At 32.8% G+C, this 22,838-nt stretch carries 23 protein-coding genes; 11 read left to right on the top strand and 12 right to left on the bottom strand.

From position 1 onward, the window contains the following. Nucleotides 1-170 precede the first annotated feature (170 nt). Nucleotides 171-725 carry a peptide-methionine (R)-S-oxide reductase MsrB gene (msrB, locus tag LUU93_RS10050; RefSeq protein WP_232680834.1) on the top strand — a complete coding sequence of 185 codons (555 nt, stop codon included), beginning with the start codon at nucleotides 171-173 and terminating at the stop codon, nucleotides 723-725. Nucleotides 726-733: 8 nt separating this feature from the next. After that, entirely contained in the window at nucleotides 734-1,351 is a 618-nt protein-coding gene (gene msrA, locus LUU93_RS10045) for a peptide-methionine (S)-S-oxide reductase MsrA (RefSeq protein ID WP_232680833.1), read from the top strand. 141 nt (nucleotides 1,352-1,492) lie between these two features. Here msrA and LUU93_RS10040 read toward each other — a convergent pair whose 3' ends face one another. Continuing rightward, nucleotides 1,493-1,930, bottom strand: a complete 438-nt coding sequence (locus LUU93_RS10040) for an META domain-containing protein (protein ID WP_232680832.1) — start codon at nucleotides 1,928-1,930, stop codon at nucleotides 1,493-1,495. A 339-nt stretch (nucleotides 1,931-2,269) separates the two neighbouring features. Here LUU93_RS10040 and LUU93_RS10035 point away from each other — a divergent pair, with 339 nt between their 5' ends. Then, a complete protein-coding gene (locus tag LUU93_RS10035) occupies nucleotides 2,270-3,229 on the top strand; it encodes a quinone oxidoreductase family protein (RefSeq protein ID WP_232680831.1) in 960 nt (319 codons plus the stop codon). 123 nt (nucleotides 3,230-3,352) lie between these two features. Here the strand turns inward: LUU93_RS10035 and LUU93_RS10030 are convergent, their stop codons facing one another. Further along, nucleotides 3,353-4,441 (bottom strand): DUF6630 family protein, encoded by a 1,089-nt coding sequence (locus LUU93_RS10030; RefSeq protein ID WP_232680830.1) that lies wholly within the window; start codon nucleotides 4,439-4,441, stop codon nucleotides 3,353-3,355. Between the two features lie 65 nt (nucleotides 4,442-4,506). Next, nucleotides 4,507-6,066 (bottom strand): NAD(P)/FAD-dependent oxidoreductase, encoded by a 1,560-nt coding sequence (locus LUU93_RS10025; RefSeq protein ID WP_232680829.1) that lies wholly within the window; start codon nucleotides 6,064-6,066, stop codon nucleotides 4,507-4,509. Nucleotides 6,067-6,374: 308 nt separating this feature from the next. Between LUU93_RS10025 and LUU93_RS10020 the strand changes: the two genes are divergently transcribed. Next, a complete protein-coding gene (locus tag LUU93_RS10020; RefSeq protein ID WP_232680828.1) occupies nucleotides 6,375-6,614 on the top strand; it encodes a hypothetical protein in 240 nt (79 codons plus the stop codon). A 134-nt stretch (nucleotides 6,615-6,748) separates the two neighbouring features. On the opposite strand, the gene recQ is transcribed toward LUU93_RS10020, so the two are convergent. Continuing rightward, nucleotides 6,749-8,944 (bottom strand): DNA helicase RecQ, encoded by a 2,196-nt coding sequence (recQ, locus tag LUU93_RS10015; protein WP_232680826.1) that lies wholly within the window; start codon nucleotides 8,942-8,944, stop codon nucleotides 6,749-6,751. 88 nt (nucleotides 8,945-9,032) lie between these two features. On the opposite strand from recQ, the gene LUU93_RS10010 reads away from it, so the two are divergent. The 5 genes from LUU93_RS10010 (at nucleotide 9,033) to LUU93_RS09990 (ending at nucleotide 12,328) form a co-directional block, all read left to right on the top strand. Then, nucleotides 9,033-9,998 carry a KpsF/GutQ family sugar-phosphate isomerase gene (locus LUU93_RS10010; RefSeq protein ID WP_232680825.1) on the top strand — a complete coding sequence of 322 codons (966 nt, stop codon included), beginning with the start codon at nucleotides 9,033-9,035 and terminating at the stop codon, nucleotides 9,996-9,998. Further along, nucleotides 9,998-10,813 (top strand): twin-arginine translocase subunit TatC, encoded by an 816-nt coding sequence (gene tatC, locus LUU93_RS10005; protein ID WP_232680823.1) that lies wholly within the window; start codon nucleotides 9,998-10,000, stop codon nucleotides 10,811-10,813. The genes LUU93_RS10010 and tatC overlap by 1 nt, the downstream gene beginning before the upstream one ends. Continuing rightward, nucleotides 10,806-11,156, top strand: a complete 351-nt coding sequence (locus LUU93_RS10000; protein WP_232680821.1) for a carboxymuconolactone decarboxylase family protein — start codon at nucleotides 10,806-10,808, stop codon at nucleotides 11,154-11,156. The genes tatC and LUU93_RS10000 overlap by 8 nt, the downstream gene beginning before the upstream one ends. A 141-nt stretch (nucleotides 11,157-11,297) precedes the next feature. Further along, entirely contained in the window at nucleotides 11,298-12,038 is a 741-nt protein-coding gene (lptB, locus tag LUU93_RS09995; protein WP_053470913.1) for an LPS export ABC transporter ATP-binding protein, read from the top strand. Nucleotides 12,039-12,103: 65 nt separating this feature from the next. Continuing rightward, a complete protein-coding gene (locus LUU93_RS09990) occupies nucleotides 12,104-12,328 on the top strand; it encodes a DUF5808 domain-containing protein (RefSeq protein ID WP_232680819.1) in 225 nt (74 codons plus the stop codon). Nucleotides 12,329-12,396: 68 nt separating this feature from the next. Here LUU93_RS09990 and LUU93_RS09985 read toward each other — a convergent pair whose 3' ends face one another. Then, nucleotides 12,397-13,251 carry a glycoside hydrolase family 25 protein gene (locus tag LUU93_RS09985; RefSeq protein ID WP_232680817.1) on the bottom strand — a complete coding sequence of 285 codons (855 nt, stop codon included), beginning with the start codon at nucleotides 13,249-13,251 and terminating at the stop codon, nucleotides 12,397-12,399. 10 nt (nucleotides 13,252-13,261) lie between these two features. Continuing rightward, nucleotides 13,262-13,975 carry a CDP-alcohol phosphatidyltransferase family protein gene (locus LUU93_RS09980; protein ID WP_232680816.1) on the bottom strand — a complete coding sequence of 238 codons (714 nt, stop codon included), beginning with the start codon at nucleotides 13,973-13,975 and terminating at the stop codon, nucleotides 13,262-13,264. Between the two features lie 192 nt (nucleotides 13,976-14,167). Between LUU93_RS09980 and LUU93_RS09975 the strand changes: the two genes are divergently transcribed. Continuing rightward, complete coding sequence (locus LUU93_RS09975) at nucleotides 14,168-15,235, top strand: putative type IX sorting system protein PorV2 (protein WP_498072026.1); 1,068 nt, start codon at nucleotides 14,168-14,170, stop codon at nucleotides 15,233-15,235. Between the two features lie 23 nt (nucleotides 15,236-15,258). Further along, nucleotides 15,259-16,398 carry a lipoprotein N-acyltransferase Lnb domain-containing protein gene (locus LUU93_RS09970; protein WP_232680814.1) on the top strand — a complete coding sequence of 380 codons (1,140 nt, stop codon included), beginning with the start codon at nucleotides 15,259-15,261 and terminating at the stop codon, nucleotides 16,396-16,398. Nucleotide 16,399: 1 nt separating this feature from the next. Here the strand turns inward: LUU93_RS09970 and LUU93_RS09965 are convergent, their stop codons facing one another. The 6 genes from LUU93_RS09965 to LUU93_RS09940 all read right to left on the bottom strand — a co-directional run bounded on the left by LUU93_RS09965 (nucleotide 16,400) and on the right by LUU93_RS09940 (nucleotide 22,828). Next, on the bottom strand, nucleotides 16,400-17,794 hold the full coding sequence (locus LUU93_RS09965; protein WP_232680813.1) for an exopolysaccharide biosynthesis polyprenyl glycosylphosphotransferase: 1,395 nt from the start codon (nucleotides 17,792-17,794) through the stop codon (nucleotides 16,400-16,402). 63 nt (nucleotides 17,795-17,857) lie between these two features. Continuing rightward, nucleotides 17,858-19,198, bottom strand: coding sequence for an O-antigen ligase family protein (locus LUU93_RS09960; protein ID WP_232680812.1), 1,341 nt, complete (start codon nucleotides 19,196-19,198; stop codon nucleotides 17,858-17,860). Nucleotides 19,199-19,206: 8 nt separating this feature from the next. After that, nucleotides 19,207-20,295, bottom strand: a complete 1,089-nt coding sequence (locus LUU93_RS09955; protein ID WP_232680811.1) for a glycosyltransferase — start codon at nucleotides 20,293-20,295, stop codon at nucleotides 19,207-19,209. Continuing rightward, entirely contained in the window at nucleotides 20,296-21,159 is an 864-nt protein-coding gene (locus tag LUU93_RS09950; protein ID WP_232680810.1) for a hypothetical protein, read from the bottom strand. Further along, a complete protein-coding gene (locus tag LUU93_RS09945; protein ID WP_232680809.1) occupies nucleotides 21,156-22,274 on the bottom strand; it encodes a glycosyltransferase in 1,119 nt (372 codons plus the stop codon). Before LUU93_RS09945 ends, LUU93_RS09950 begins: the two co-directional genes overlap by 4 nt. Next, nucleotides 22,274-22,828: a serine O-acetyltransferase gene (locus tag LUU93_RS09940; protein ID WP_232680808.1), complete on the bottom strand. Its 555-nt coding sequence runs from the start codon at nucleotides 22,826-22,828 to the stop codon at nucleotides 22,274-22,276. Before LUU93_RS09940 ends, LUU93_RS09945 begins: the two co-directional genes overlap by 1 nt. Nucleotides 22,829-22,838: the final 10 nt, after the last annotated feature.

The following is a 22,838-nucleotide window of genomic DNA, read 5'->3' as shown; positions in this document are numbered from 1 at the left end:
TAAAAATTAAAAGCTGTTAAAATTAAGACATAAAAACTACATTGCCTTGTTTTACGTAACTAATAAAAAGTTAAAACACACTTAAAAAAATCTCAATTATAACATAGAACATAATTTGAAGCTAAATCTCGATGTATCTTTGAAATACATATTAAAGCATCCAAAAATTTATGAAATCGAAAAACCTATTTTTTAGTCTTTGCTTTCTCGTTCCGCTTTTTATTTTACAGGCCTGCGGACAAAATACAAAAAAACAGCCTGTAAAAATAGTTACTATGGAAAACAAAATAAGTAAACCCGGAAATCCTTATTATTCAAATACTGATACGACTAAATTAAATGTAAGCAACGCCGAATGGAAAAGGGTTTTACCAGAAGACGTTTATGCTGTAATGCGTGAGGCTGATACCGAAAGACCTTTTACAGGAAAATATTGGAACACAGATGAAAAAGGAACGTACTACTGTGCATCTTGCGGAAACTTACTTTTTAAATCAACCGCTAAGTTTTCAAGCAGCTGCGGATGGCCTAGTTTTTTTGAACAAGACAACAAAAAAAGTGTTGTTTACAAAAATGATAACTCACTTGGAATGGAAAGAATTGAAGCGCTTTGCGGACGCTGCGGCGGGCATTTAGGCCACTTGTTTGACGATGGTCCGGAACCGACCGGAAAACGTTACTGCATGAATTCGATTGCCCTTGATTTTATTCCTGATAATAAATAATTATACAAATGAAAAATATACTTTTAATCTGCCTTTTTACTTTATCATTAAACGGCTTTTCACAAAATAAAAAAACTGATTATGAAACTATTACGCTTGGCGGAGGATGTTACTGGTGCGTTGAAGCAGTCTACGAAAACCTGGATGGGGTAAAATCTGTCGTTTCAGGATTTTCCGGAGGAAATATAGCCAATCCTACTTACGAAGAAGTTTGCACGGGAGAAACCGGTCATGCAGAAGTTGTACAAATTACGTACGACAAAAACATAACGGATATTAATGAAATCTTTAAAGTCTTTTTTACCGTTCACGATCCTACAACTTTAAACCGTCAGGGTGCCGATGTTGGAACGCAGTACCGCTCTGTAATTTTCTACAAAAATGCCGAACAGAAAAAAGCCGCAGAAAGTATCATTGCCGAATTAAACAAAGCAAAAGTGTACAACAATCCGATTGTAACGAAAGTCGAGCCTTTTAAAGTTTTTTATAAAGCCGAAGATTATCATCAAAATTATTATGCAAACAATAAAAATCAGCCGTATTGTAAAATGGTGATTCAGCCGAAAATAGAAAAATTTGAAAAGGTTTTTATAGACAAACTGAAAAAGAAACAAAACAACAGCTAACAAAAAAGAGGCTGTCTCAAAAGTAAAATCAAGCTGTTGAGAATCGCGTAAATGGAAAATTTCTCCGATAGGTATCCGAATAAAAAAGAGGCTGTCTCGACTTTTGAGACAGCCTCTTTTTCTTATATATAGATTTTGAAACTATTGTTTTGCCGCTTTTTTAAATCTCATCATAGGTACATCGCCCTGAATTAAATTTAGTTTTCCATCTTTATCAACAGAATAACTTGTAATTTTTTTCATTTGCTGTAAAAATTGCTGTTCTCCACCGCCTTCACAAAACATCATTGTAGTTGGTCCCGGCTCTCCAAAAGTTAAAGATTTTCCGCTTAAAGTATATGGCGCGCTATAACCGTTACAACCATTATTACCATAAACTTTTGTTTCTTTTTGATCAAAAGTAATTTGTGGTTTTTTATTTGGAAACAACCCTTCAAAAGCGATTCTTGGACCCGAAATATATTCTAATTCCCAAGTTGTATCATAAATATTGGCTGTACCTTTTGTATCTTTTGATGCCATACACGAAGTTATTAATAAAGCTAAAACCGAAACGATTGCAATGGTATACTTTTTCATAAATTTTACTTTTTAAAGATTAATATAATTTGTTTTTTGAAGATTAAAATTATGCGGCAAAATTACTTTCTCAATATTCATGCCCAGTTAGAAGCTTTAGTAAAAAAAACAGCGTGCTTGACTAACAGCCAAATTGTAATTTTCTGATCTCTAATTTACGTTATTTTATTTAAAACAATATTAATCAAGTATTTAAATTCTAATATGTGACTGCATTTTTTTGTAATTTGTATCAATAAAAAATCATCAATAAAAAACCAATTCAAAGCCTCATTTAACTTTTTAAGTGAGGCTTCTTTTTTGATTTTTCACGTACTTTGTATTCTAAATTAATTTAAAATGAAAGCACTTACCTTCTCTACTTTCGGAGATTCAAATGTTTTAGAATATATCGAAATTCCAAATCCTCAATTAAAAAACGATGAAATTTTAATCGAGATGAAAGCCATCGGATTAAATTTTGCAGACGTTTACAGACGAAAAGGAAATTATCATTTAAAAGGGAACCCTCCTTTTATTGCCGGTTACGAAGGCGCCGGAATTGTTGTAGATGCCAATAATCATTCTGAATATAAAGTTGGCGATCGTGTAGCTTTTGCCGATGCTCCTTTTGCAAATGCAGAATTGGTTGCCGTAAATATAAATCACGTCCTTCCTTTACCTGAAAACATTTCGTTCGAAACCGCTGCTTCTGTTTTATTACAAGGTTTAACAGCACATTATTTAGCAACAGACAGTCATAAAACAGTAAAAGGCGAAACAGTTTTAATTCACGCTGTTGCGGGCGGCGTTGGACAAATTCTAACACAAATCAGCAAACTTCTGGGCGCAACTGTTATTGGATTAACCTCATCTGCCGAAAAAGCAAAAGTTGGTTTTGACCAAGGTGCAGATCATGTTTTTCTTTATAGTGACGATTGGAAATCACAGGTTTTTAAAATTGCATCAAATGGCGTCGATGTTGTTTATGACAGTATTGGAAGTACTTTAAAAGAAAGTTTCGAAGTCACAAAAGAATGTGGTCAGGTTGTTTTCTTCGGAATGGCGGGCGGTGATCCTGAACCTGTAGATCCGAGAATGTTAATGGATGGTTCAAAAACTCTAACCGGCGGCGATTTATGGAGTTATTTAAATTCTAAAGAAGAAAGAATTAAACGTGCAACACAATTATTCAATTGGATTATTGAAGGAAAAATTAAATTTTCTGAACCTACTTCTTTTAAATTATCAGAAGGAAAACTGGCACATGATTTTCTGGAAAGCAGAAAAAGTACCGGAAAAATTATTTTGATTCCGTAAAGAACTATTTACTCAATTTTGTCATCCTGACGAAAGGAAGGATCGCACTAGTAATTCGACAAAGATTGGCGACATTCTGTGCGGAGTTCTTGTGCGATCCTTCCTTTCGTCAGGATGACAAATTTACAATTGATCAATCTCAATTTTCGTCAATTCAGATAATTCTAAAATCCTGCTAACATCATCTTTATTGGCAATAAAAAATAAATAATTATCACCATTAGTATTATAACTCATCAATTCCAAACCATGCTTTTCTAAAGCGGATTGAATGTAAGGAAATAAATCATGGCTATAAGTCTCTTCTGGATATTCGAAATTTAAATCTTCACCAATCATTTCAGAAATGAAATATTCAGCATCTTCGGGATCAAATTTCCAGTCGCTGTTCCAGGCATTTATGCTTTCGAACAAATCATAATGTCCTTCAATAATTGTGTGATATTCATTAGTCTCTTTTTGATAGTTTTTGAAAAGCTTTTTAGATTGCATTTTCAGTTCTTTTTCTTCAGTATTTCCTCTTGAAACTAATTTGACAAACTCTTCAAACGTTTCTATTGTAACTTCTTCATTTTCTATTAAATTTTCTGATGAAGGAAGTTCAACACTTTGTGGGATTTCGATATTTAAATACTGACAGATTCCCTGCAATACTATTTTAAAATCCTTAACTGCAATTTGCTGTGTTTCATTTTTAGGGTTATTTATATCCAGTAATTCAGCATCCAATAAACCTTTTGTATAATCTAAAAAATGACTGCCTGAATATAAAATTTTGAAATCGTTTGTTTCCAGACTATTTGTGCAGCAAAAAAAGATTATAAAGTTATTGACAACACGTTTCAAATACTTTTTTACTTCAGCACTCGGCTCTGAATAGAATTCAATATGTATGAAATCGTATTCTAAACCCTGTTCTATTGTTTCTTGGAAAAGAACTCCAATATCGATTTTTTTATAAAGTTCATTTAAAACCTCATAAGCATTATTAAAACCCGCTTTTTTAATCTCTGCCCTTCCTTCTTCATGATCGAGTGAACCGGGAAAATAATACAGATTGACCAAAACATTATCCTGAATTCCTTTTACTTTAAATTCAAGATTGGGCTGCTCATTATATAAATACGAATAAATTGGATCTATAACGTCAAAAGAAATAATCGATTTTGGATCATTATTTCTATTAAACAAATTCGAAAAGAAGTTTTTCATTGGGTATATAATTATTAAAACTAAATATATTACAAATTTTAATAATCAGAAAGCCAATCGACAAGTTACTTCAAAGATTCAGCAATCATTAAAGCACATTTTTCACCATCGATTGCTGCAGAAATAATTCCGCCGGCATAACCTGCTCCTTCTCCGCACGGATATAATCCTTTTATCTGCAAATGCTCTAAAGTATAAGCATCTCTCGGAATTCTTACGGGCGATGAAGTTCGGCTTTCCGGTGCGTGCAAAATGGCTTCATTAGTTAAATAACCTCGCATTGATTTTCCAAACTCCTTAAAACCTTCACGTAAAATCTGCGATAAAAATCCTGGGAAAACCTGCCCCATTTCCACAGATGTTGTTCCCGGAACATAAGACGTTTTTGGAATATCAGCCGAAACTTTATTTTGGGTAAAATCGATCATTCGTTGTGCCGGAACTTTTTGAGTTCGTCCTGCCAAATGCCAAGCTTTTTGTTCGATACTTTTTTGGAATTCAACTCCGGCCAAAGCACCAAATTTTGCAAAAGGCTTAAAATCTTCTAATTTCAATTCGATTACAATTCCAGAATTTGCCGTTGCCTGATCACGTTTAGATGGCGACCAGCCGTTTGTAACTACTTCACCCGGACTTGTCGCGCAAGGCGCAATTACACCTCCAGGGCACATACAGAACGAGTACATTCCACGTCCGTTTACTTGTTTTACAATTGAATATGGTGCCGGAGGCAAATGTTCGCCGCGATAATCACAACTGTATTGAATACTATCAATTAATTCCTGAGAATGTTCTGCACGAACCCCCAAAGCAAAAGGCTTAGCTTCGATTAAAATTTTCTTTTTATCCAATAATTCAAAAATATCACGAGCCGAATGTCCGGTTGCTAAAATCAATTTATTAGCCAGAATCTTATCTCCGTTTTGAGTTACGATTCCTTCAACTTCATTATTTTTTACCAAAATATCAGTAACTCTGGTATCAAACAAAACCTGACCGCCAAACTCAATGATTTTATTTCGAATATCTTCAATGATTTTCGGAAGTTTATTTGTTCCGATATGTGGATGCGCTTCAACCAAAATATCTTCTGAAGCGCCAAAAGCTACTAAAAGTTCTAAAATTCTAGTTACATCGCCGCGTTTTTTAGAACGCGTATATAATTTCCCATCGGAATAAGTTCCGGCTCCACCTTCTCCAAAACAATAATTAGAATCTTCGTTTACGATATGTTCACGATTAATTGCTTTTAAATCACGTCGGCGTCCGCGAACATCTTTTCCGCGTTCGATTACAATTGGCTTTAAGCCTAATTCGATTAATTGCAAAGCAGCAAAAAGTCCGGCCGGGCCTGCACCAACCACAATTACTTCCTGTGCAGAAGAAACATCTTTATATAGAGGAAGTTCAATTTTAGTTTCCTGAAAAGCTTCTCCTTTTAAATATATAATAACTTTCAAATTGATTTTAATCGCTTTCTGGCGTGCATCAATCGAACGTTTTAAAATGGTTATATGCTGAATTTCCTGCGGAGAAACTTTTATTTGTTTAGACAAATAATCTTTAAGCAGCGATTCGTTTGCTGCAATTTCCGGCGTTACCTGAAGTAAAAGTTCTCTTGGCATTGTATCTTTTTTATTCTATTAGCTTTTCTTTCTATGAAAAGAAGATGCAAAAGTACTATTTTGAAATGAGATTTTATGTTTGCTGTAAAATTTGCCCACAGGTTTGCACAGATCTAAACAGATTTATATTTAATTATCTTCTTTACAATCATTGTCGTTATTTTTTTTGCCACAGATTATTTGGATTAAAAAGATTCCTTTTAAGCAGTTAAAAAAACTTAGAATCTTAGCATCTCAGAACCTCAGTACCTTTTATTAAAAATAGACTTTGTACCTTTACCTCTCTGAACCTTTGCACCTTTAAAAAAATGTCTAGAAAAATAAAACTGATTTGGGATTTCCGTGGTCCTGCTTCTGCAAAAACCGCAGAACATCACGAAATTCACCTGAAAGAATATATTCTAATTGAGAAATTACCTTTGAATATTACAGGTTTTTCAATTCTTAATGATATGCATGCAACCGCTTTTATGGTTGTAACCGATGAAAATATGATTCAGGTAAGAGATGCTTTGAAACCGCATCGTGGGGAAGTTTATGAAGGTTAAAATTCCAAACTTGAAGAAATTCCGATAAAAAAATTCCAAATTCCAATTGCTTCGACTGCTTGGAATTTGGAATTTATATTTTACTATTGCTTTTTTTGGAATTTGGAATTTAAAAAATTGGAATTTATTTTTTTTTAATTCGCCACCTCGCTAATAAACTTTATACGCATTAATCGTAATTCGTCAATATCATAATCACCGTCGAATTCTTTTAAAGCGTCTTCGATTTTATCTGATTCTGATTCCATGAAATAATCGTGGATTTCTTCCTGCTGATCATCGTCTAGCATATCGTCAATCCAGTATTTGATATTTAATTTTGTTCCAGAATATACGATTTGCTCCATTTCTTTGATTAAAGCATCCATCGTTAGACCTTTTGCAGAAGCAATATCGCTTAATGGCAATTTTCTATCGATATTTTGAATGATGTATAATTTATTGGCAGAGTTTACTCCTGTAGATTTTACAACTAAATCGTCTGGGCGAATGATATCGTTATCTTCAACATATCTGCTAATTAAGGTAACAAATTCACCACCGTATTTTTTAGCTTTTCCTTCACCAACACCATGAATATTATATAACTCTTGTAATGTTATAGGGTATTTTAAAGCCATATCTTCAAGAGAAGGATCCTGGAAAACAACAAATGGAGGAACACCTAATTTTTTGGCTACTTTTTTACGAAGTTCACGAAGCATTCCCATTAAAACTTCATCGGCTGTGCCAGAAGATTTTGATGATGCCACTATTGCTTCGTCATCTGCTTCGCTGTATTCATGATCTTCAGACATCATAAATGAAACCGGTTTTTTAATAAAATCTAAACCTTCTTGCGTAATTTTTATTACACCATAAGTTTCGATATCTTTTGATAAATATCCGGTTACTAAAACTTGTCGTAATAGTGCCATCCAATATTTTTCATCATGGTCTGAACCAGAACCAAAATAAGGCTGTATATCTGTTTTATGTGCTTTAATTACCGCATTAATTCGTCCAATTAAAGTGAACACAATTTCTTTTGATTTGTAGATATGTTTGGTGTCCCGAACAATTTCAAGTAATTTGACAACCTGATCTTTGGCTTCAATTTTATTTTTCGGGTTACGAACATTATCGTCCATATCTGCTCCTTCTCCAGTTTCGCTGTCGAATTCTTCTCCAAAATAATGCAATAGAAACTTTCTACGCGACATTGAGGTTTCGGCGTAAGCCACAACTTCCTGCAAAAGTGCAAAACCAATCTCTTGTTCGGCAACTGGTTTTCCAGACATAAATTTCTCCAGCTTTTCTACATCTTTATAAGAGTAATAAGCCAGACAATGTCCTTCTCCTCCATCACGCCCGGCACGACCCGTTTCCTGATAATAACTTTCTAATGATTTTGGAATATCATGGTGAATTACAAAACGAACGTCTGGTTTGTCGATTCCCATCCCAAAAGCGATTGTTGCCACAACAACATCCACATCTTCCATCAAAAACATGTCCTGATGTTTTGCTCTTGTTTTTGCATCTAAACCTGCGTGATAAGGAACCGCACTGATTCCGTTTACTTGTAAAACTTCGGCAATCGATTCTACTTTTTTGCGGCTTAAGCAGTAAATAATTCCAGATTTGCCTTTATGCTGCTTTATGAACCGAATAATATCCGATTCTATATTTTTTGTCTTTGTACGTACTTCGTAATATAAATTTGGCCTGTTAAATGATGCTTTAAAAGTATTGGCATCGGCCATGTCAAGATTTTTTAGAATATCTTCCTGAACTTTTGGGGTTGCAGTAGCAGTAAGACCAATAATAGGTACTTTACCTAATTGTTTAATAATGCTTCTTAAATTTCTGTACTCCGGCCTAAAATCATGTCCCCATTCTGAAATACAATGCGCTTCATCAATCGCAACAAAAGAAATAGGCACACTTTGTAAAAAGGCTACATATTCTTCTTTCGTTAAAGATTCGGGAGCAACATACAAGAGTTTGGTTAAACCAGCACTAATGTCTTTTTTTACTTGTGCAATTTCTGTTTTGGTAAGAGAGGAATTTAGCACATGCGCAATTCCGTTTTCTGATGAAAGGCTTCGAATCGCATCTACCTGATTTTTCATCAAAGCAATTAAAGGAGAAACAACAATAGCTGTTCCGTCCTGAATTAAAGCGGGTAATTGATAACAAAGAGACTTACCGCCGCCCGTAGGCATAATTACGAAAGTATTCGTTTTACCTAAAATACTCGTAATGACTTGCTCCTGCAAGCCTTTAAATTGGCTAAAGCCGAAATACTTCTTTAATTCCTTGTGTATTTCAATTTCGTTTGAATTCATTCTTTATTTAAATGGATATTTTTGTATAAATTTGCAACACATAAAGATACAACTTTCTTTTATACATACAAATTTTAAATATTCTGTTTTGATCTCAAAAGAAAATATACTGGCAATCGCCAAAAAAACTATACTCTCTGAAAGTGAAGCAATTATAAAGTTAATTGATTTTCTGGACGAAAATTTCTTCGAAGCAACACAACGTATTTACGAAACTAAAGGCCGATTGATCGTTACGGGTATAGGAAAAAGCGCCATAATTGCTCAAAAAATGGTGGCTACTTTTAACTCTACAGGAACACCTTCAATGTTTTTGCACGCTGCAGAAGCAATTCACGGTGATTTAGGAATGATACAAAATGACGATATCATTATATGTATTTCAAAAAGCGGTAATAGTCCTGAAATTAAAGTTTTGGTTCCGTTATTAAAACGCTTTGGGAATACCTTAATTGCTATTACCGGAAATGTAACTTCATTCCTGGCAAAAGGCTCTGATTTTGTTTTAAACACTACGGTTGATACCGAAGCCTGCCCTATAAATTTAGCCCCAACAAACAGTACAACAGCACAGCTTGTTATGGGCGATGCTCTTGCAGTTTGCTTAATGGAAATGCGCGATTTTAAACCAGAGGATTTTGCAGTTTATCATCCGGGTGGTGCTTTAGGAAAAAAACTTTTGCTTCGTGTAAAAGATATGATCGAGCATTCATTGAAACCAGCCGTAACTCCAGATACTTCTATCAAAAAAGCGATCTTCGAAATTTCTGAAAAAAGACTTGGCGTTACTGCTGTTATTGAAGATAATAAAATTGTTGGAATTATTACGGATGGTGACATTAGAAGAATGTTAAACGACCGTGATACTATTGCAGATTTAACAGCTAAAGATATTATGTCCAAAAATCCTAAATTAGTATCTTCGGAAACTATGGCAGTTGATGCTTTAAATATTTTAGAAGATTTTTCTATTACACAGCTTATCGTAGCTGACAACGGCGAGTACAAAGGAGTATTACATTTACATGACATTTTAAAAGAAGGAATCGTATAATGGCAAAGAAAAACCTTGGCGAGATGTCATTTTTAGACCATCTTGAAGAATTAAGATGGTTATTAGTTAGAAGTACAATTGCAATATGCATTATGGCATTTGTTACTTATTTTGTTAGTGATTACTTATTTGATGTAATCATTTTAGGTCCAACCAGACCTAGTTTTTTTACTTATGTGTGGTTTTGCGACTTATCACATCAATTAGGTTTTGCAGACAGCATTTGTATTACTGAACTAAATTTCATTATTCAAAACACTGAAATGGAAGGACAGGTAAATATATTTGTCTGGATGTGTCTTTTAGCAGGTTTCATACTAAGCTTCCCTTATATTTTATGGGAACTTTGGAAATTTATCAGCCCGGCGCTTTATGAGAAAGAAAGAAAACATGCTAAAATTTTTATCTTCACTTCTTCACTGCTTTTCTTTTTAGGGGTAATTTTTGGTTATTATGTAGTAATACCAATGTCGGTAAATTTCGTTGCTACTTTCTCTATAAGTGATGTTGTTGTAAACCAATTTACTATAGAGTCTTATATGGGAATGGTAAAAACGAGTGTTCTGGCCAGCGGCTTGTTTTTTGAACTGCCTATTATTATTTATTTCTTAACTAAATTAGGATTGGTAACGCCTGATTTTTTAAGAAAATATTGGAAATACGCTGTTATAATTATTCTGATTATTGCTGCAATTGTGACTCCGCCGGATGTTGTGAGCCAGACTATTGTAGCAATCCCAATGCTAATTATTTACGAAGTAAGTATCCTGATTTCAAGGATTGTTTATAAAAATAAATTGAAAGAAAATGTCTGATTTAATTCAAGATTTTAACGACTATCGTTCTAAAATGAACGAAAAATTACTCGCTGACAACAACAAAATTGTAAAGCGAATTTTTAACCTTGACACCAATGCTTATGCAGAGGGAACTCTTGATGTAAAAACAAAAGAACTTTTAGGTTTAGTTGCATCGGCTGTTTTGCGTTGTGATGACTGTGTAAAATACCATTTAGAAACGAGCTATAAAGAAGGTGTTTCTAAAGAAGAAATGATGGAAGCAATGGGAATCGCAACCCTTGTTGGAGGAACAATCGTAATTCCGCATTTAAGAAGAGCTTACGAATTCTGGGAAGCTCTCGAAGAACAAGGCAAATAAGATAATTTGATAATTAGTCAATTAGATAATTTCTTGACAATATGTTAATTCGTTTATTCTATTGATTTATTTTCATTTATTTTGCCCATTGGAGATACAATTATCTCATTATCAAATTGACACATTATCTAATTAAAAAAAATGAAGCTAAGAGCCGATAATTTAATCAAAACCTACAAAGGCCGAAGTGTTGTAAAAGGAATTTCTGTTGAAGTAAACCAAGGAGAAATCGTTGGGCTTTTGGGACCAAATGGTGCCGGAAAAACGACTTCGTTTTACATGATCGTAGGATTGGTAAAACCAAATTCAGGAAACATCTATCTTGACGATTTAAATATTACTGATTATCCTATGTACAAACGTGCACAGCAAGGAATTGGTTATTTGGCACAGGAAGCTTCTGTTTTTAGAAAATTGAGTATTGAAGATAACATTTTAAGCGTTTTACAATTAACTAAACTTTCTAAAGAAGAGCAGATTGCCAAAATGGAAAGTTTGATTGAAGAATTCAGCTTAGAACATATTCGAACCAACCGCGGGGATTTACTTTCTGGAGGAGAACGTCGTCGTACAGAGATCGCACGTGCGTTAGCAACAGATCCAAAATTTATTTTATTGGATGAGCCTTTCGCCGGAGTTGACCCGGTTGCGGTTGAAGATATTCAAAGAATTGTAGCGCAGTTAAAAAACAAAAATATCGGAATCCTGATTACAGATCACAACGTTCAGGAAACTTTAGCGATTACAGATAAAACATATTTAATGTTTGAAGGAGGAATCCTGAAAGCCGGAGTTCCGGAAGAATTGGTAGAAGATGAAATGGTTCGCCGTGTTTATCTTGGGCAAAACTTCGAACTTCGTAAAAAGAAATTGGAGTTTTAAAAAAAGTGGTCAGTGTTCAGTTTTTTGACTGAACACTAGAACACTGATCACTAATCTAAAATACGATGAATTCAGAAAAACCAACTCAGGAAGATTACGACAATTGGCACAAAGATCCAAACAATTGGTATTTGTTCTGTTTTTACTATAACCCTAAAGACAAACGATTGCTTCCGCCAAAAAGAATTCAATGGATGGGATATACGGTAAATTTTGCGAATCCTTATTCAGTTTTAATTTTTCTAGCTTTTATTGCCTTAATTCCACTAGCGCTTTTATTTTCAAAATAAGCATTAAAAAGTATTCAATCTCAATTTTCATTCTCGGCAAACTGAAAACTGCCACTGCGACTGCAAACTTATTCAACCGTAATAAACTGCAGCTGTTCTATATCGCCATTGTAAATATTAACATCAACACGATGTTCGATTCCCGGCAGAGAAGCTTTTTCTGTAAACTGCCAAAACAGCCAGTCGTCTTCAATTTTTTCCCGGTAGAAATTATAGTTGGCAATCCAAAACAAATATTCTCCAAATTCTTCTTTTAAGAAATCTGAATAATATCTTTCTCCTGAATAAATTATCGGGCGTACCTGATAGTGTTTTTCAACTTTAGTTAACCAACGCTTTAAACCTTTTTTTAAACTATCCAGAGATTGATTTTTTGGTAATTTCTCAATATCTAAAACAGGAGGCAGATCGCCTTTTTGCAATTTTACGGTTTTAATAAAAAGATTGGCCTGCTCTATTGAGTTTTCGTTTGGACGATAATAATGATAAGCGCCGCGTATTATTTTATTTTCTTTGGCACCTTCCCAGTTTTTCTTAAACTGACCATCAACGCGATCGTTGCCGGCAGTTGCACGAATGAAAACAAATTGTACGGGATATTTTTCGTCCAGAATTTCAACTTCATCCCAATCGACTTTTCCTTGAAATTCAGATACATCAATTCCAACAACTTTTCCTTTATGATTTTCGAGAACGCGAATATTCCTCACATCAGAAAGATGTTTGTCTACCTCATCTTCATCTAAAACTTTTTCTGATTTAAATCCTAAATAATAAGCTAGTCCTTTTCGATAGTGATAAATAATTCCAATAAAAAGAAGCGCAAAGAAAATTAATAAAAGAGATCGAAAAAGCCTGCTTAGAAATGATCTTCCTGCGGGTTTTCTTGAATATGTTTTACGATAAGTCGTTTTTCTTGCCATTCGAATAAAACTACTTTTTTTTCAAAAACAAATTATTTACAATTGATAACAACACGTAAAAAATGATGATTAACGGAACGGCTCCAAAATGAAACAACAGAAGTAAAGCGAAAGAAATCAAAAGAAATACGATCTGCAAAGCATTATCTTTCAAATTAAACTTCTTCACTTTTAAAGCAAACAATGGAATTTCGGCATTCAAAATATAAGCACTGCATAAAGTGATTACTAAAAGAATCCATTGGTTTGTCAGGATTTCAAGCAATAATAAGGAATCTGAAAATTTTAAAACTAACGGAAGGCTTAAAATAAAAAGAGAATTTGCCGGAGTTGGCAGTCCTATAAATGAATCTGTCTGACGTGTATCAATATTAAAATTGGCTAAACGATAACAAGAACCTAAAGTCACGATAAATCCTAAAAACGGAATAAAAGCATTTGTTCCTAATTCGTGTGCGCTGTTTGTAAACAAACTGTACATAACGTAACCCGGAGCAACTCCGCTGGTTACCATATCTGCCAATGAATCTAACTGCAGACCAAGCGGACTTGAAACTTTGAATAATCTGGCGAAAAAACCATCAAAAAAATCAAAAAAGATCCCTAAACAAACCATGTAAAAAGCCATTTCGTAATTGGCCTGAGAAATAAAAACTATTGCAATGCAGCCACAAAAAAGATTAATTAATGTAATTAAATTCGGAATGTGCTTTTTAATATTCATGTTTTATAAATTTTGATAATCTTGGAGAACAAATTTAGCATAATATGCACATGAAAAACGTGTTTTCGCAATTGTTTTTTATTTGAAATTCTAACTTTCACAATATTTCTAAAAAGGAAGAAATTAGATGGGTAAAATATTATATTTTTGATGGAAATTAAAAACAGGCATCAGTCTGCAAAAAAACAGCTTTTGAAAAAACTTTCTGCGTTTTTATTATTTTGGAGTTTTACTTCGCAATATGCTCAAACTGTTCGAAAATATTCGAATGAGTTTATGAATATTGGCGTTGATGCCGCTGCGTTAGGAATGTCGAGTGCCGTGACAGCTTCAACAAATGATGTAAATGCTGTTTACTGGAATCCGGCTGGTTTAACGCATCTCGAAGACCATCAGATTTCATTAATGCACGCCAGTTATTTTGCCAATATTGCGCAATACGATTTTATTGGCTACGCAAGCCCTATTGACGATCGAAGTGCCTGGGGAATTTCGATGATTCGTTTTGGAGTCGATGATATTATGGACACGACTCAATTAATTGACAGCCAAGGCAATATTGATTATAACAGAATTCGTTTATTCTCTACCGCCGATTACGGTTTTACTTTTTCATACGCCAGAAAACTTCCTGTCGAAGGGTTTCAATATGGGGTAAATGCAAAAATCATCCGAAGAGTGATTGGTAAATTTGCCAATTCATGGGGTTTTGGTTTTGATGTCGGACTTCAGTTTGAGCATAACGACTGGAAATTTGGATTGATGCTTCGCGATATTACGACAACTTACAATGTTTGGAATATTGATGAGGAGGAATATGAAAAAATCGCCAATGCTATTCCGGGAGAAAATAATGAATTACCGGAAAGCACCGAAATTACGCTGCCAAAGGCACAATTGGGAGTTTCTAAAAAATTCGAATTCCATGATGATTACAGCCTATTGGCAGCAGGAAATTTAAACATGCGTTTTGAGCAGACAAATGATATTATTTCGTCTAAAGTTGTAAGTATTGATCCTGCGCTTGGTTTTGAATTTGGTTATACCGATATTGTTTTTTTAAGAGCCGGAGCAGGAAATTTTCAAAATGTGATGCAGTTAGATAATAGCGAAAAATTAAGTTTTCAGCCTAATATTGGTCTTGGATTTAAATACAAAGGCATTCAGATTGATTATGCTTTAACCGATTTAGGAAACCAAAGTGCGGCTTTGTATTCTAATATTTTCTCTATAAAAGTTGATCTTGGTATTTTTAGATAATAAACTTCTTAAAATTTTAAATTATGAAAAAAGTCCTTTTACAAAAAACACTTTTTAGTTTACTATTATTACTAAGTTTTACAATTGGTTTTGGTCAAAATGTACCATTATCAAAATATGCTAAAATAAGCGTAATTACCTGCGGATTAGGAAACGAAACGTATTCTTATTTTGGACATACTGCCATTCGTGTTGCAGACCCAATAAACAATCTTGATGTCGTTTATAATTACGGTGCTTTTGATTTTAGAACGCCAAATTTTGTTGCCAAATTTGCGAAAGGCGACCTGCAGTATTTTGTAGCTGCGCATTCATTTCCAGATTTTATAAATGATTATACTTATGAAAAAAGAAGTGTTTTTGAGCAGGAATTGATTCTTTCGCCTCAACTAAAACAGAAACTTTTTGACAAACTAAACGCTGTTTTATTATCAGATGAACGCTATTATACTTATAAGTTTATTGATAAGAATTGTACATCGATGGTTGTTGATGTTATCAATTCAACTTTAGGCGGAAATGTAATTGTTAAAAAAGAAGACACAGATAAAACATACCGCTCTGTGCTGTTTCCTTATTTTAAAGGACATTTTTATGATCAATTAGGAACAAGTATTATTTTTGGAACTAAAGTTGATCAATTAGCAGCTAAAATTTTTCTGCCTTTTGAACTAAAAAACAGTTTAGATCAAACCACTTTTCAGAGTCATCTTTTGGCAGGGAAAAGCAAAACACTTTTAAGTTTTAAAAAAGAAACTCCAACATCTTGGTGGAATAACATTTATACTTATCTGTTTATTTTAGGATTTGTAGTTTTAGTACACAACAAAATTGTAGACAAAATCTATTTATTGATTTTGTCTTTAATGGGAATCTTTTTTGTTTCTGTTGGATTTTATTCTTTTCACCAAGAACTGGCGATGAATTATAATGTATTATTGTTTAGTCCGCTTTTGCTGATTTTGATTTTCTTTTCGATTGTAAAGAACAAAAGATGGACTTATAGATTTGCTGTTTTACATTTAATATTTCTGGTTGTTTACAGCTTATTTATGATCAATAAAGCACATTTTTTAATTGTACTGCCAATGATTATTACAAGTGGTTTTGTTTTGGTAAGAGTTGTGATACGCAACATAAAACGTATACCAATAATTATCTAATTTACTGGCCTCTGTAAAATAAAACAGTAGTAATTGTTTTAAAAGTAATACTCAAATCAAGAAAAACACTTCTATGTTTGATGTAGTATAAATCGTATTGCAGTTTTATCAGGCTTTCATCTATCGATTCTCCATAGGAATAATTTACCTGTGCCCAGCCGGTAAGTCCCGGTTTTATTACATGACGGGTTTCGTAAAAAGGCATTACCCTGGCAATTTCCTCTACAAAAAATGGTCTTTCAGGTCTCGGGCCAATTACCGCCATATCCCCTTTTAAAATATTATAAAACTGCGGCAATTCATCAATTCTTGATTTTCGCATGAATTTACCAAAAGGAGTAATTCTTTTATCATTAAAAACGGCAAAAACAGCACCGTTGGTTTCAGAAGCTTCAATCATGGTTCTGAATTTATAGATTTTAAAAACGTTGCCATTTCTCCCAACCCGATCCTGTGTATAAAAAAGACTTCCTTTGTTGCCAATAAGATTTGCGATAAAAATAAAAGGAATGAAAACCGTGCAGATTATTAAACCCGTAAAAGAGAACAAGAGTTCTATGAAACGTATTAAAAACAAATACAATTTATTGTTATTGCTGCGGCTGAAAGGGAAAAAACGATAAAAATCCCGAGCTATATAATGTACCGGAATACGTTGTGTTTTACTTTCGTAAACTTGTGTATATTCCCGGATAATATTTCCGGATTCCAGTAAATGAAGTAATTGCTGATATAAATCGGCTGTGATTCCATCTGTTTTTTGTGAAGCAATTACAATTTCAGAAACGCTGTTTTTGATTACAAAATCTTCTAATTCGCTTTTATCAATTTCTTTTACATAATGAAAATCAGAATTTGTTGTAGAAAGGGAATCAGAATTAACAAATCCAATAATTTTATAATGCGGATCAACATTTTCAAGTCCTAATACTAATTCTTCTACCTGATCCTGATCGCAAATTAAAACCACGTTTTGAGAAAAACGATAAGATGCCAGAAATAATGCATAAAAGAAACGCCATAATAATACAACTAATAACATTGTTAAATAAAAAATCAATATTATCAATCGCTGCTTTGGCAGTCCCGGCGATAAAATAGGCGTAAGAAGATAAACCAAAACAGTTATAGAAACCGAAAGAACTACACTTTTAAGTATTTGAAACTGATTACTTGCAACCTGAAGATTATACATTTCGAAAATTGTTCCGAAAATGTACAAATAACCAACTAGTATAATAGGTCTGTAAATAATTTGAATCTCTAAAGCAAAGTAATGATAGTTAAAAAAGAAACTTAAAAAATACAATGCAGACAAAACAAAAATAGCATCAAAAGCAAAAAGCAATACTTTTCGTTCTGAAATTTCAAAATGCATTTTATTACTTGAACGCATATTATGATAGGTTTAGGGGCTTAAACTGGATGCAAATGTATTATAAAAACAAAACAAATACTTCTATTTTTCTGTTTTTACTGGTAATTTAATCTGAACTGAAAGAAGTGTAAGTGCATAAACAAATGCAGGTGCTGCTGTTCTCATAGCCGCATGATTTATTGTTAACAGCCAAAAGATAAAAAAAGACAAGAAATAGAGGTGCTGTCGATTATTAATGTAAAGAATAAAAGGAACTGTCAATAGTATTAAAAGCCCTATTATCCCAAATAAGCCATGTTCACTTAACATACGAGAAATTTCATTGTGGGCAGCTACTTCTTCACCCAATGAATCTTTTCTTAATTCTTTCCCCATTCCTGCACCAATACCCAAAATTGGATTATCAAAAAATAATTTAAGATCTGCATCTATAATTGCCTCCCTGCCGCCTAACCGATCTTTTTTCTCTCTTCCTTTGGCATCCTTATTCGCATATCTTTTTTCTATCATTCCTCTAGTCTGAAGTGATGTATAACTCCATACCCCCAAGGCAAGAAAACCCATTAAAACAAAAATCAAGCCTATCTTACTCTTACCCATTGAATTAGAAAAATAATACAGCAGCATTAATAAGCAAATGATCATTACTATTCCTGCAATGACTCCTCCTCTGGAAAAAGTGACTATTGCCCTATAACTAATACAAATTAGCAAAATTCCATTTATAATCATTTCCTTTTTTGATTTTGAAAACAAAACCAATTGCGAAAAGAAAACAAACATTCCAAGTCCTAAAATTGTAGAAACCTGATTTGGCCCAAATCCTCCTGAGGTTTCAAAATTAGATTGAGTGCCCGTAACAACATCCTTAACACTTGGATTATATAAAAACAAATAAACGGTAGTAGTAATAATAGGAATCCCCATTGCTAATACAATATTTTGCAGATCAGAAAAAACAATTCTCCTATTAAACATATATATTGCACATATGCATAAACAAAATGGTCCTGATAAGTTAAAAACCAGTGCTTTTTTAATATCCACATCAAAATCAGCTGCGTTCATCGCTATAAGAACTCCCGGAATTAATAACAGCAGAAAGAATGCATAAATAAAAGCATTTGATGAAAAATTGCTGTATACCATTCCTAACAACATGAAAAAAATAACAGTTATTTTTACATATTCGTTATTAAAATTACCTCCTGTCATTCGTAAAAAAACTTCAACTCCAACTAAATATGCTGCTACTAAAAGTGCCTCATTGTTCCTGTTTTTTTTTCGATAAACTATAAAAAAACCAATTATTGGAATTAATAATGCATAAACTTTTGACAAAAAGGGTACTACAAAAACTGCCACTGCAATTATTGCATGTAATATGAGGAGTGAGATATATGGAATTTTATTATTTTTCATTATAAACTTTAGATGGTAAAGTTAATTAAAGAATTGAACCACGAAATATACTTTTCAATAACTGATTCTTCACTGTAATTTAGTTTTATTACTTTATTTAGCTCTAAACCTATTGCTTTTCTATAAATTCTATCTTCAATTAATTTTTGGATTGCTTTTGTAAATTGTTCCAAATCATTTGACGGGACAATTAATCCTGTTTTTTCAGAAGTAATTATTTTTGATATTTCTCCCACGTTTGCTGCAACAACAGGCATTTCATATAATCCATACTCTAACAAAGCCAATGGAAGCCCTTCTGAAAGTGATGGCAGTACTGCAATTTCAGACTGTTTTAAAACCGAAGGAATATTATTAATTGTACCATAAAAAAAGACATTCTCTGTTAGTTTTAAATCTTCAACTTTTCTCTTCAATTCATAAGAATGTATGTCTTCAAAATCTTTTCCTATTAAATGAAAAGTCCAGTCAGGAAATTTATTTCGAATTATACTCGCGGTATTAATCAAAAGTTCGTGATTTTTTTGAGGCCGAAGATTCGCTACGCAGACAATCCGTTTTCCGTCTAATCCTTTTAAGGAAATCTCAGCATTTAAATTAACATTGCTTTCAATAAAATTTGGCAGGTAAATAACCTTTTTACACCATAAATAATCTTGGGCCCAATTTTTTAGTGCTGAATTGACTGAAATAATTCCAGTAAAAAAAAGGGAACCAAATTTTAAGCTTAAATTTTTTCTTGATTTTAGATCTTGCGAAATTCCATAATGATCATGCCATATTATTTTAACTTTAAAGAAAGTCAATTTCACTAAAACAGCAATAAAAAAGGAAGAACTGTGAGCATGAATAAAATCTACTTTATTGTTTTTTACATAATTTCTCAGCTGGAATATAGACTTAAAATCAATTTGCTTTTTTTTATTTAAAAATAAATAATCGACATTATTATTAATTTGTTCTAAAAGCAATCCTTGTTTTCGGGTCGCAATTAATCCCGAAAACTCTATTTTTTTAGATAAAGCATTTGCATAATTAATGGCCATTTTTTCTGCACCGCCCACTTCGAGTGAATCTATAATTTGAATGATTCTCATTTACTTTTTCTTCAGCAAAATATTGATACTTCCAGCCATTAATTCCTGATCACTATAATTTTTGAAATCCTCGTGAATCTTTAATTCTTTAAATTTTTTAAAGCTCTTCGATTCCACATTTATTTTATCATGTTCAAAAAAAAGTATTTCAAATTTATCTTTAAAAATCTCTAAATATTGAGGAAGTCTTAATCTATTGTGATAATCAAATTTAGTTTGAATATGATTCCACTCTTCTTCACTATACTTTAAAAAATCCTGCAATGAAAGTGTTGAATCACTATAAGCACGATGGTCGCTTGGAGAAATTAAATGCAAAATATGACTCCCGGATTCTAAGTTAGAATAAAGAAAGTCATGAATTTTAATAATTTCATTTGGAGGAACATGCTCCAGAACAAATCTGGATAATACTAAATTTATGTCTTTTAGATTTCCGTCGCAAATATCTGTTTTAGGAAAATAGTTAACTCCTTTTGCTAAAGAATATTTCTTTTTTTCATTTACTGCAAAATCGTATTGTTTACTGAAATATTCATTGAGCTTTAAAATTTCTTTTTCGTTGTAATGCTCATTTATATCATATGTATCAACACATTTTGCATTTCCTTCAAAAATTAATTGATATGGAAAAACAGGAACCCACCCCGATCCTAATTCTGCAATTTTTGAATCTTTCAGTGTAATATCATTTTTTAATAAAATTCTTTTTACGGTTTCAAAAGTATTGTTTGTAGACTGAATTTTATTTTCAAGGGTTACTTTACTTCCAACGTTCTGCAAAAAGTGATATAAAAAATATCCTAAGCGATCTGGCAATAAAGAAATTGCTTTAAATATTTTGGTTTTTACTGTATGTTTCAAGGTTTTAGTATTTTTTCTATTTCTGATTCAAATAGATCCGTTGTATATTTTTGTGACCACTGTGCCGACAAGTTACTTTTAATGTCAAAGCTATTTTGCTGCTCTGCAATATTTAGTATTCGGGAAATATCTTCTTCTATATTCATTTCTAATAAAATCCCTCGATTGCCAAAATCTAACATAAAAGGAATGCATGAAACTTTTGTAGCAATAGGAATGCATCCCCAAAACATTCCTTCGGCAATTGCTTTTGGCCATCCTTCACTTTTTGATGGTAAGATAACAAAATGGCTTTTTTTGTATGCGCTTTTCAAAGTCTCATAATTTTGATTTCCGTGCAGGAAAACAAAATTTTCAAGTTTATTTTCTTTGATGTACTTTTCTAAAGATGCTTTTTCGCCGCCATTCCCATACAGGTTCAAAACTGCATTTTTCCCTCTTTCAATTAATTTTTGAACTAGTTTTATGGCATAAACGGGATTTTTGCCTTCAACTAAACTTCCAACAAAAATAAATTCTATCCCTGAATCAATAGTAGTTTTTTCAACTGTTTCTTTTTCAGATTCTGAATAGGTAGCCGTAAAAAAAGGTTTTACATTTTTAGACTGGTTCTCCCAATCTCCGTAAACCAGAATTTTAATGTTTTTGGTAAAGAATGTATTGCTTAAAATTTTCTTTTGCAGTTTATATGTCCAGGGCTGCTTGCTTTTTGGATCCCAATTTCCTGCATATTTTGCCGATTTTATTTTATTTGGAAAAAATACCTGAACAAAACTTCCTAACAAACCAATATTTCCCGGACATCGCAAATGAATGTGATCTGCATGATACATTGCTTTAAAAATAATCAGCGTATTTAGGATAGAACAAAAAACGCTTTTAATAATATTACTGAAAGTATTTAAATTAAAGTCAATTAATTTATAGTGTCTGCTAAATTTGAATGGAATTTCATCGATCAATAATCCATTCTCCTTTTTCCATACCGGACAGCAAAAAGCAATTTCATCTGCATATTTTTCCCAAATTACTAATTCTTTTACATAAGGGCTGTAAGCATAGCATTTGTTATCTTTAAATATAAATGGAGCCGATGAAAGAATTAGTAACTTCATTAAATGTAGCCTTTAGATCCGTTTTGTGATATTACAACTGCAGGAACTCCCAAAACTACCGAATTATCTTCAACAGAAGTATTTACCATTGAACAAGCTCCAATTAAAACTCCGTTTCCTATATTAATATTTCCTGATACAACGGCATTTGCTCCAATATACACTTCATTACCAATTACAGGAACTCCTCGTTTTTCGCCGCGTCCAGACACTCCTATTGTTACTCCCTGAGAAATATTACAATTATTACCTACAACGGCATCTGCATTAATAATAATACCTCCAAAATGCCCAATATAAAATGAATCTCCAATTTTTGAAGATGCTGAAATTGATATCCCTGTTACAATTTCAATAAATTTTTGATTGATAAGCATTATAAACAATCCTAAAAATCGAAATGGCTGCCATTTTATTTTTGAATAAATAAAATGAGCAATTCTATATTGAAAAATGGCCCAAAATCCCTGAGTTAAAAATATAATCCCAAAGAAACTGCCTCCATATTTTTTATATTTCCTGTAATCTGATTTTATGAGTTGAAATAAATTCATCTTTTTTATT

The organism is Flavobacterium soyae (assembly GCF_021245985.1).
Taxonomy (GTDB): Bacteria; Bacteroidota; Bacteroidia; order Flavobacteriales; family Flavobacteriaceae; genus Flavobacterium; species Flavobacterium soyae.
Note: the sequence above shows the minus strand (reverse complement) of the source record. Positions and strands in the feature narration are given on the sequence as shown.

Bases quoted from the DNA above. Each gene is read 5' to 3' on its own strand.
- msrB (WP_232680834.1), top strand. From the start codon at position 171: ATGAAATCGAAAAACCTATTTTTTAGTCTTTGCTTTCTCGTTCCGCTT.
- msrA (WP_232680833.1), top strand. From the start codon at position 734: ATGAAAAATATACTTTTAATCTGCCTTTTTACTTTATCATTAAACGGC.
- LUU93_RS10040 (WP_232680832.1), bottom strand. From the start codon at position 1,930: ATGAAAAAGTATACCATTGCAATCGTTTCGGTTTTAGCTTTATTAATA.
- LUU93_RS10035 (WP_232680831.1), top strand. From the start codon at position 2,270: ATGAAAGCACTTACCTTCTCTACTTTCGGAGATTCAAATGTTTTAGAA.
- LUU93_RS10030 (WP_232680830.1), bottom strand. From the start codon at position 4,441: ATGAAAAACTTCTTTTCGAATTTGTTTAATAGAAATAATGATCCAAAA.
- LUU93_RS10025 (WP_232680829.1), bottom strand. From the start codon at position 6,066: ATGCCAAGAGAACTTTTACTTCAGGTAACGCCGGAAATTGCAGCAAAC.
- LUU93_RS10020 (WP_232680828.1), top strand. From the start codon at position 6,375: ATGTCTAGAAAAATAAAACTGATTTGGGATTTCCGTGGTCCTGCTTCT.
- recQ (WP_232680826.1), bottom strand. From the start codon at position 8,944: ATGAATTCAAACGAAATTGAAATACACAAGGAATTAAAGAAGTATTTC.
- tatC (WP_232680823.1), top strand. From the start codon at position 9,998: ATGGCAAAGAAAAACCTTGGCGAGATGTCATTTTTAGACCATCTTGAA.
- LUU93_RS10000 (WP_232680821.1), top strand. From the start codon at position 10,806: ATGTCTGATTTAATTCAAGATTTTAACGACTATCGTTCTAAAATGAAC.
- lptB (WP_053470913.1), top strand. From the start codon at position 11,298: ATGAAGCTAAGAGCCGATAATTTAATCAAAACCTACAAAGGCCGAAGT.
- LUU93_RS09990 (WP_232680819.1), top strand. From the start codon at position 12,104: ATGAATTCAGAAAAACCAACTCAGGAAGATTACGACAATTGGCACAAA.
- LUU93_RS09985 (WP_232680817.1), bottom strand. From the start codon at position 13,251: ATGGCAAGAAAAACGACTTATCGTAAAACATATTCAAGAAAACCCGCA.
- LUU93_RS09980 (WP_232680816.1), bottom strand. From the start codon at position 13,975: ATGAATATTAAAAAGCACATTCCGAATTTAATTACATTAATTAATCTT.
- LUU93_RS09970 (WP_232680814.1), top strand. From the start codon at position 15,259: ATGAAAAAAGTCCTTTTACAAAAAACACTTTTTAGTTTACTATTATTA.
- LUU93_RS09965 (WP_232680813.1), bottom strand. From the start codon at position 17,794: ATGCGTTCAAGTAATAAAATGCATTTTGAAATTTCAGAACGAAAAGTA.
- LUU93_RS09960 (WP_232680812.1), bottom strand. From the start codon at position 19,198: ATGAAAAATAATAAAATTCCATATATCTCACTCCTCATATTACATGCA.
- LUU93_RS09955 (WP_232680811.1), bottom strand. From the start codon at position 20,295: ATGAGAATCATTCAAATTATAGATTCACTCGAAGTGGGCGGTGCAGAA.
- LUU93_RS09945 (WP_232680809.1), bottom strand. From the start codon at position 22,274: ATGAAGTTACTAATTCTTTCATCGGCTCCATTTATATTTAAAGATAAC.
- LUU93_RS09940 (WP_232680808.1), bottom strand. From the start codon at position 22,828: ATGAATTTATTTCAACTCATAAAATCAGATTACAGGAAATATAAAAAA.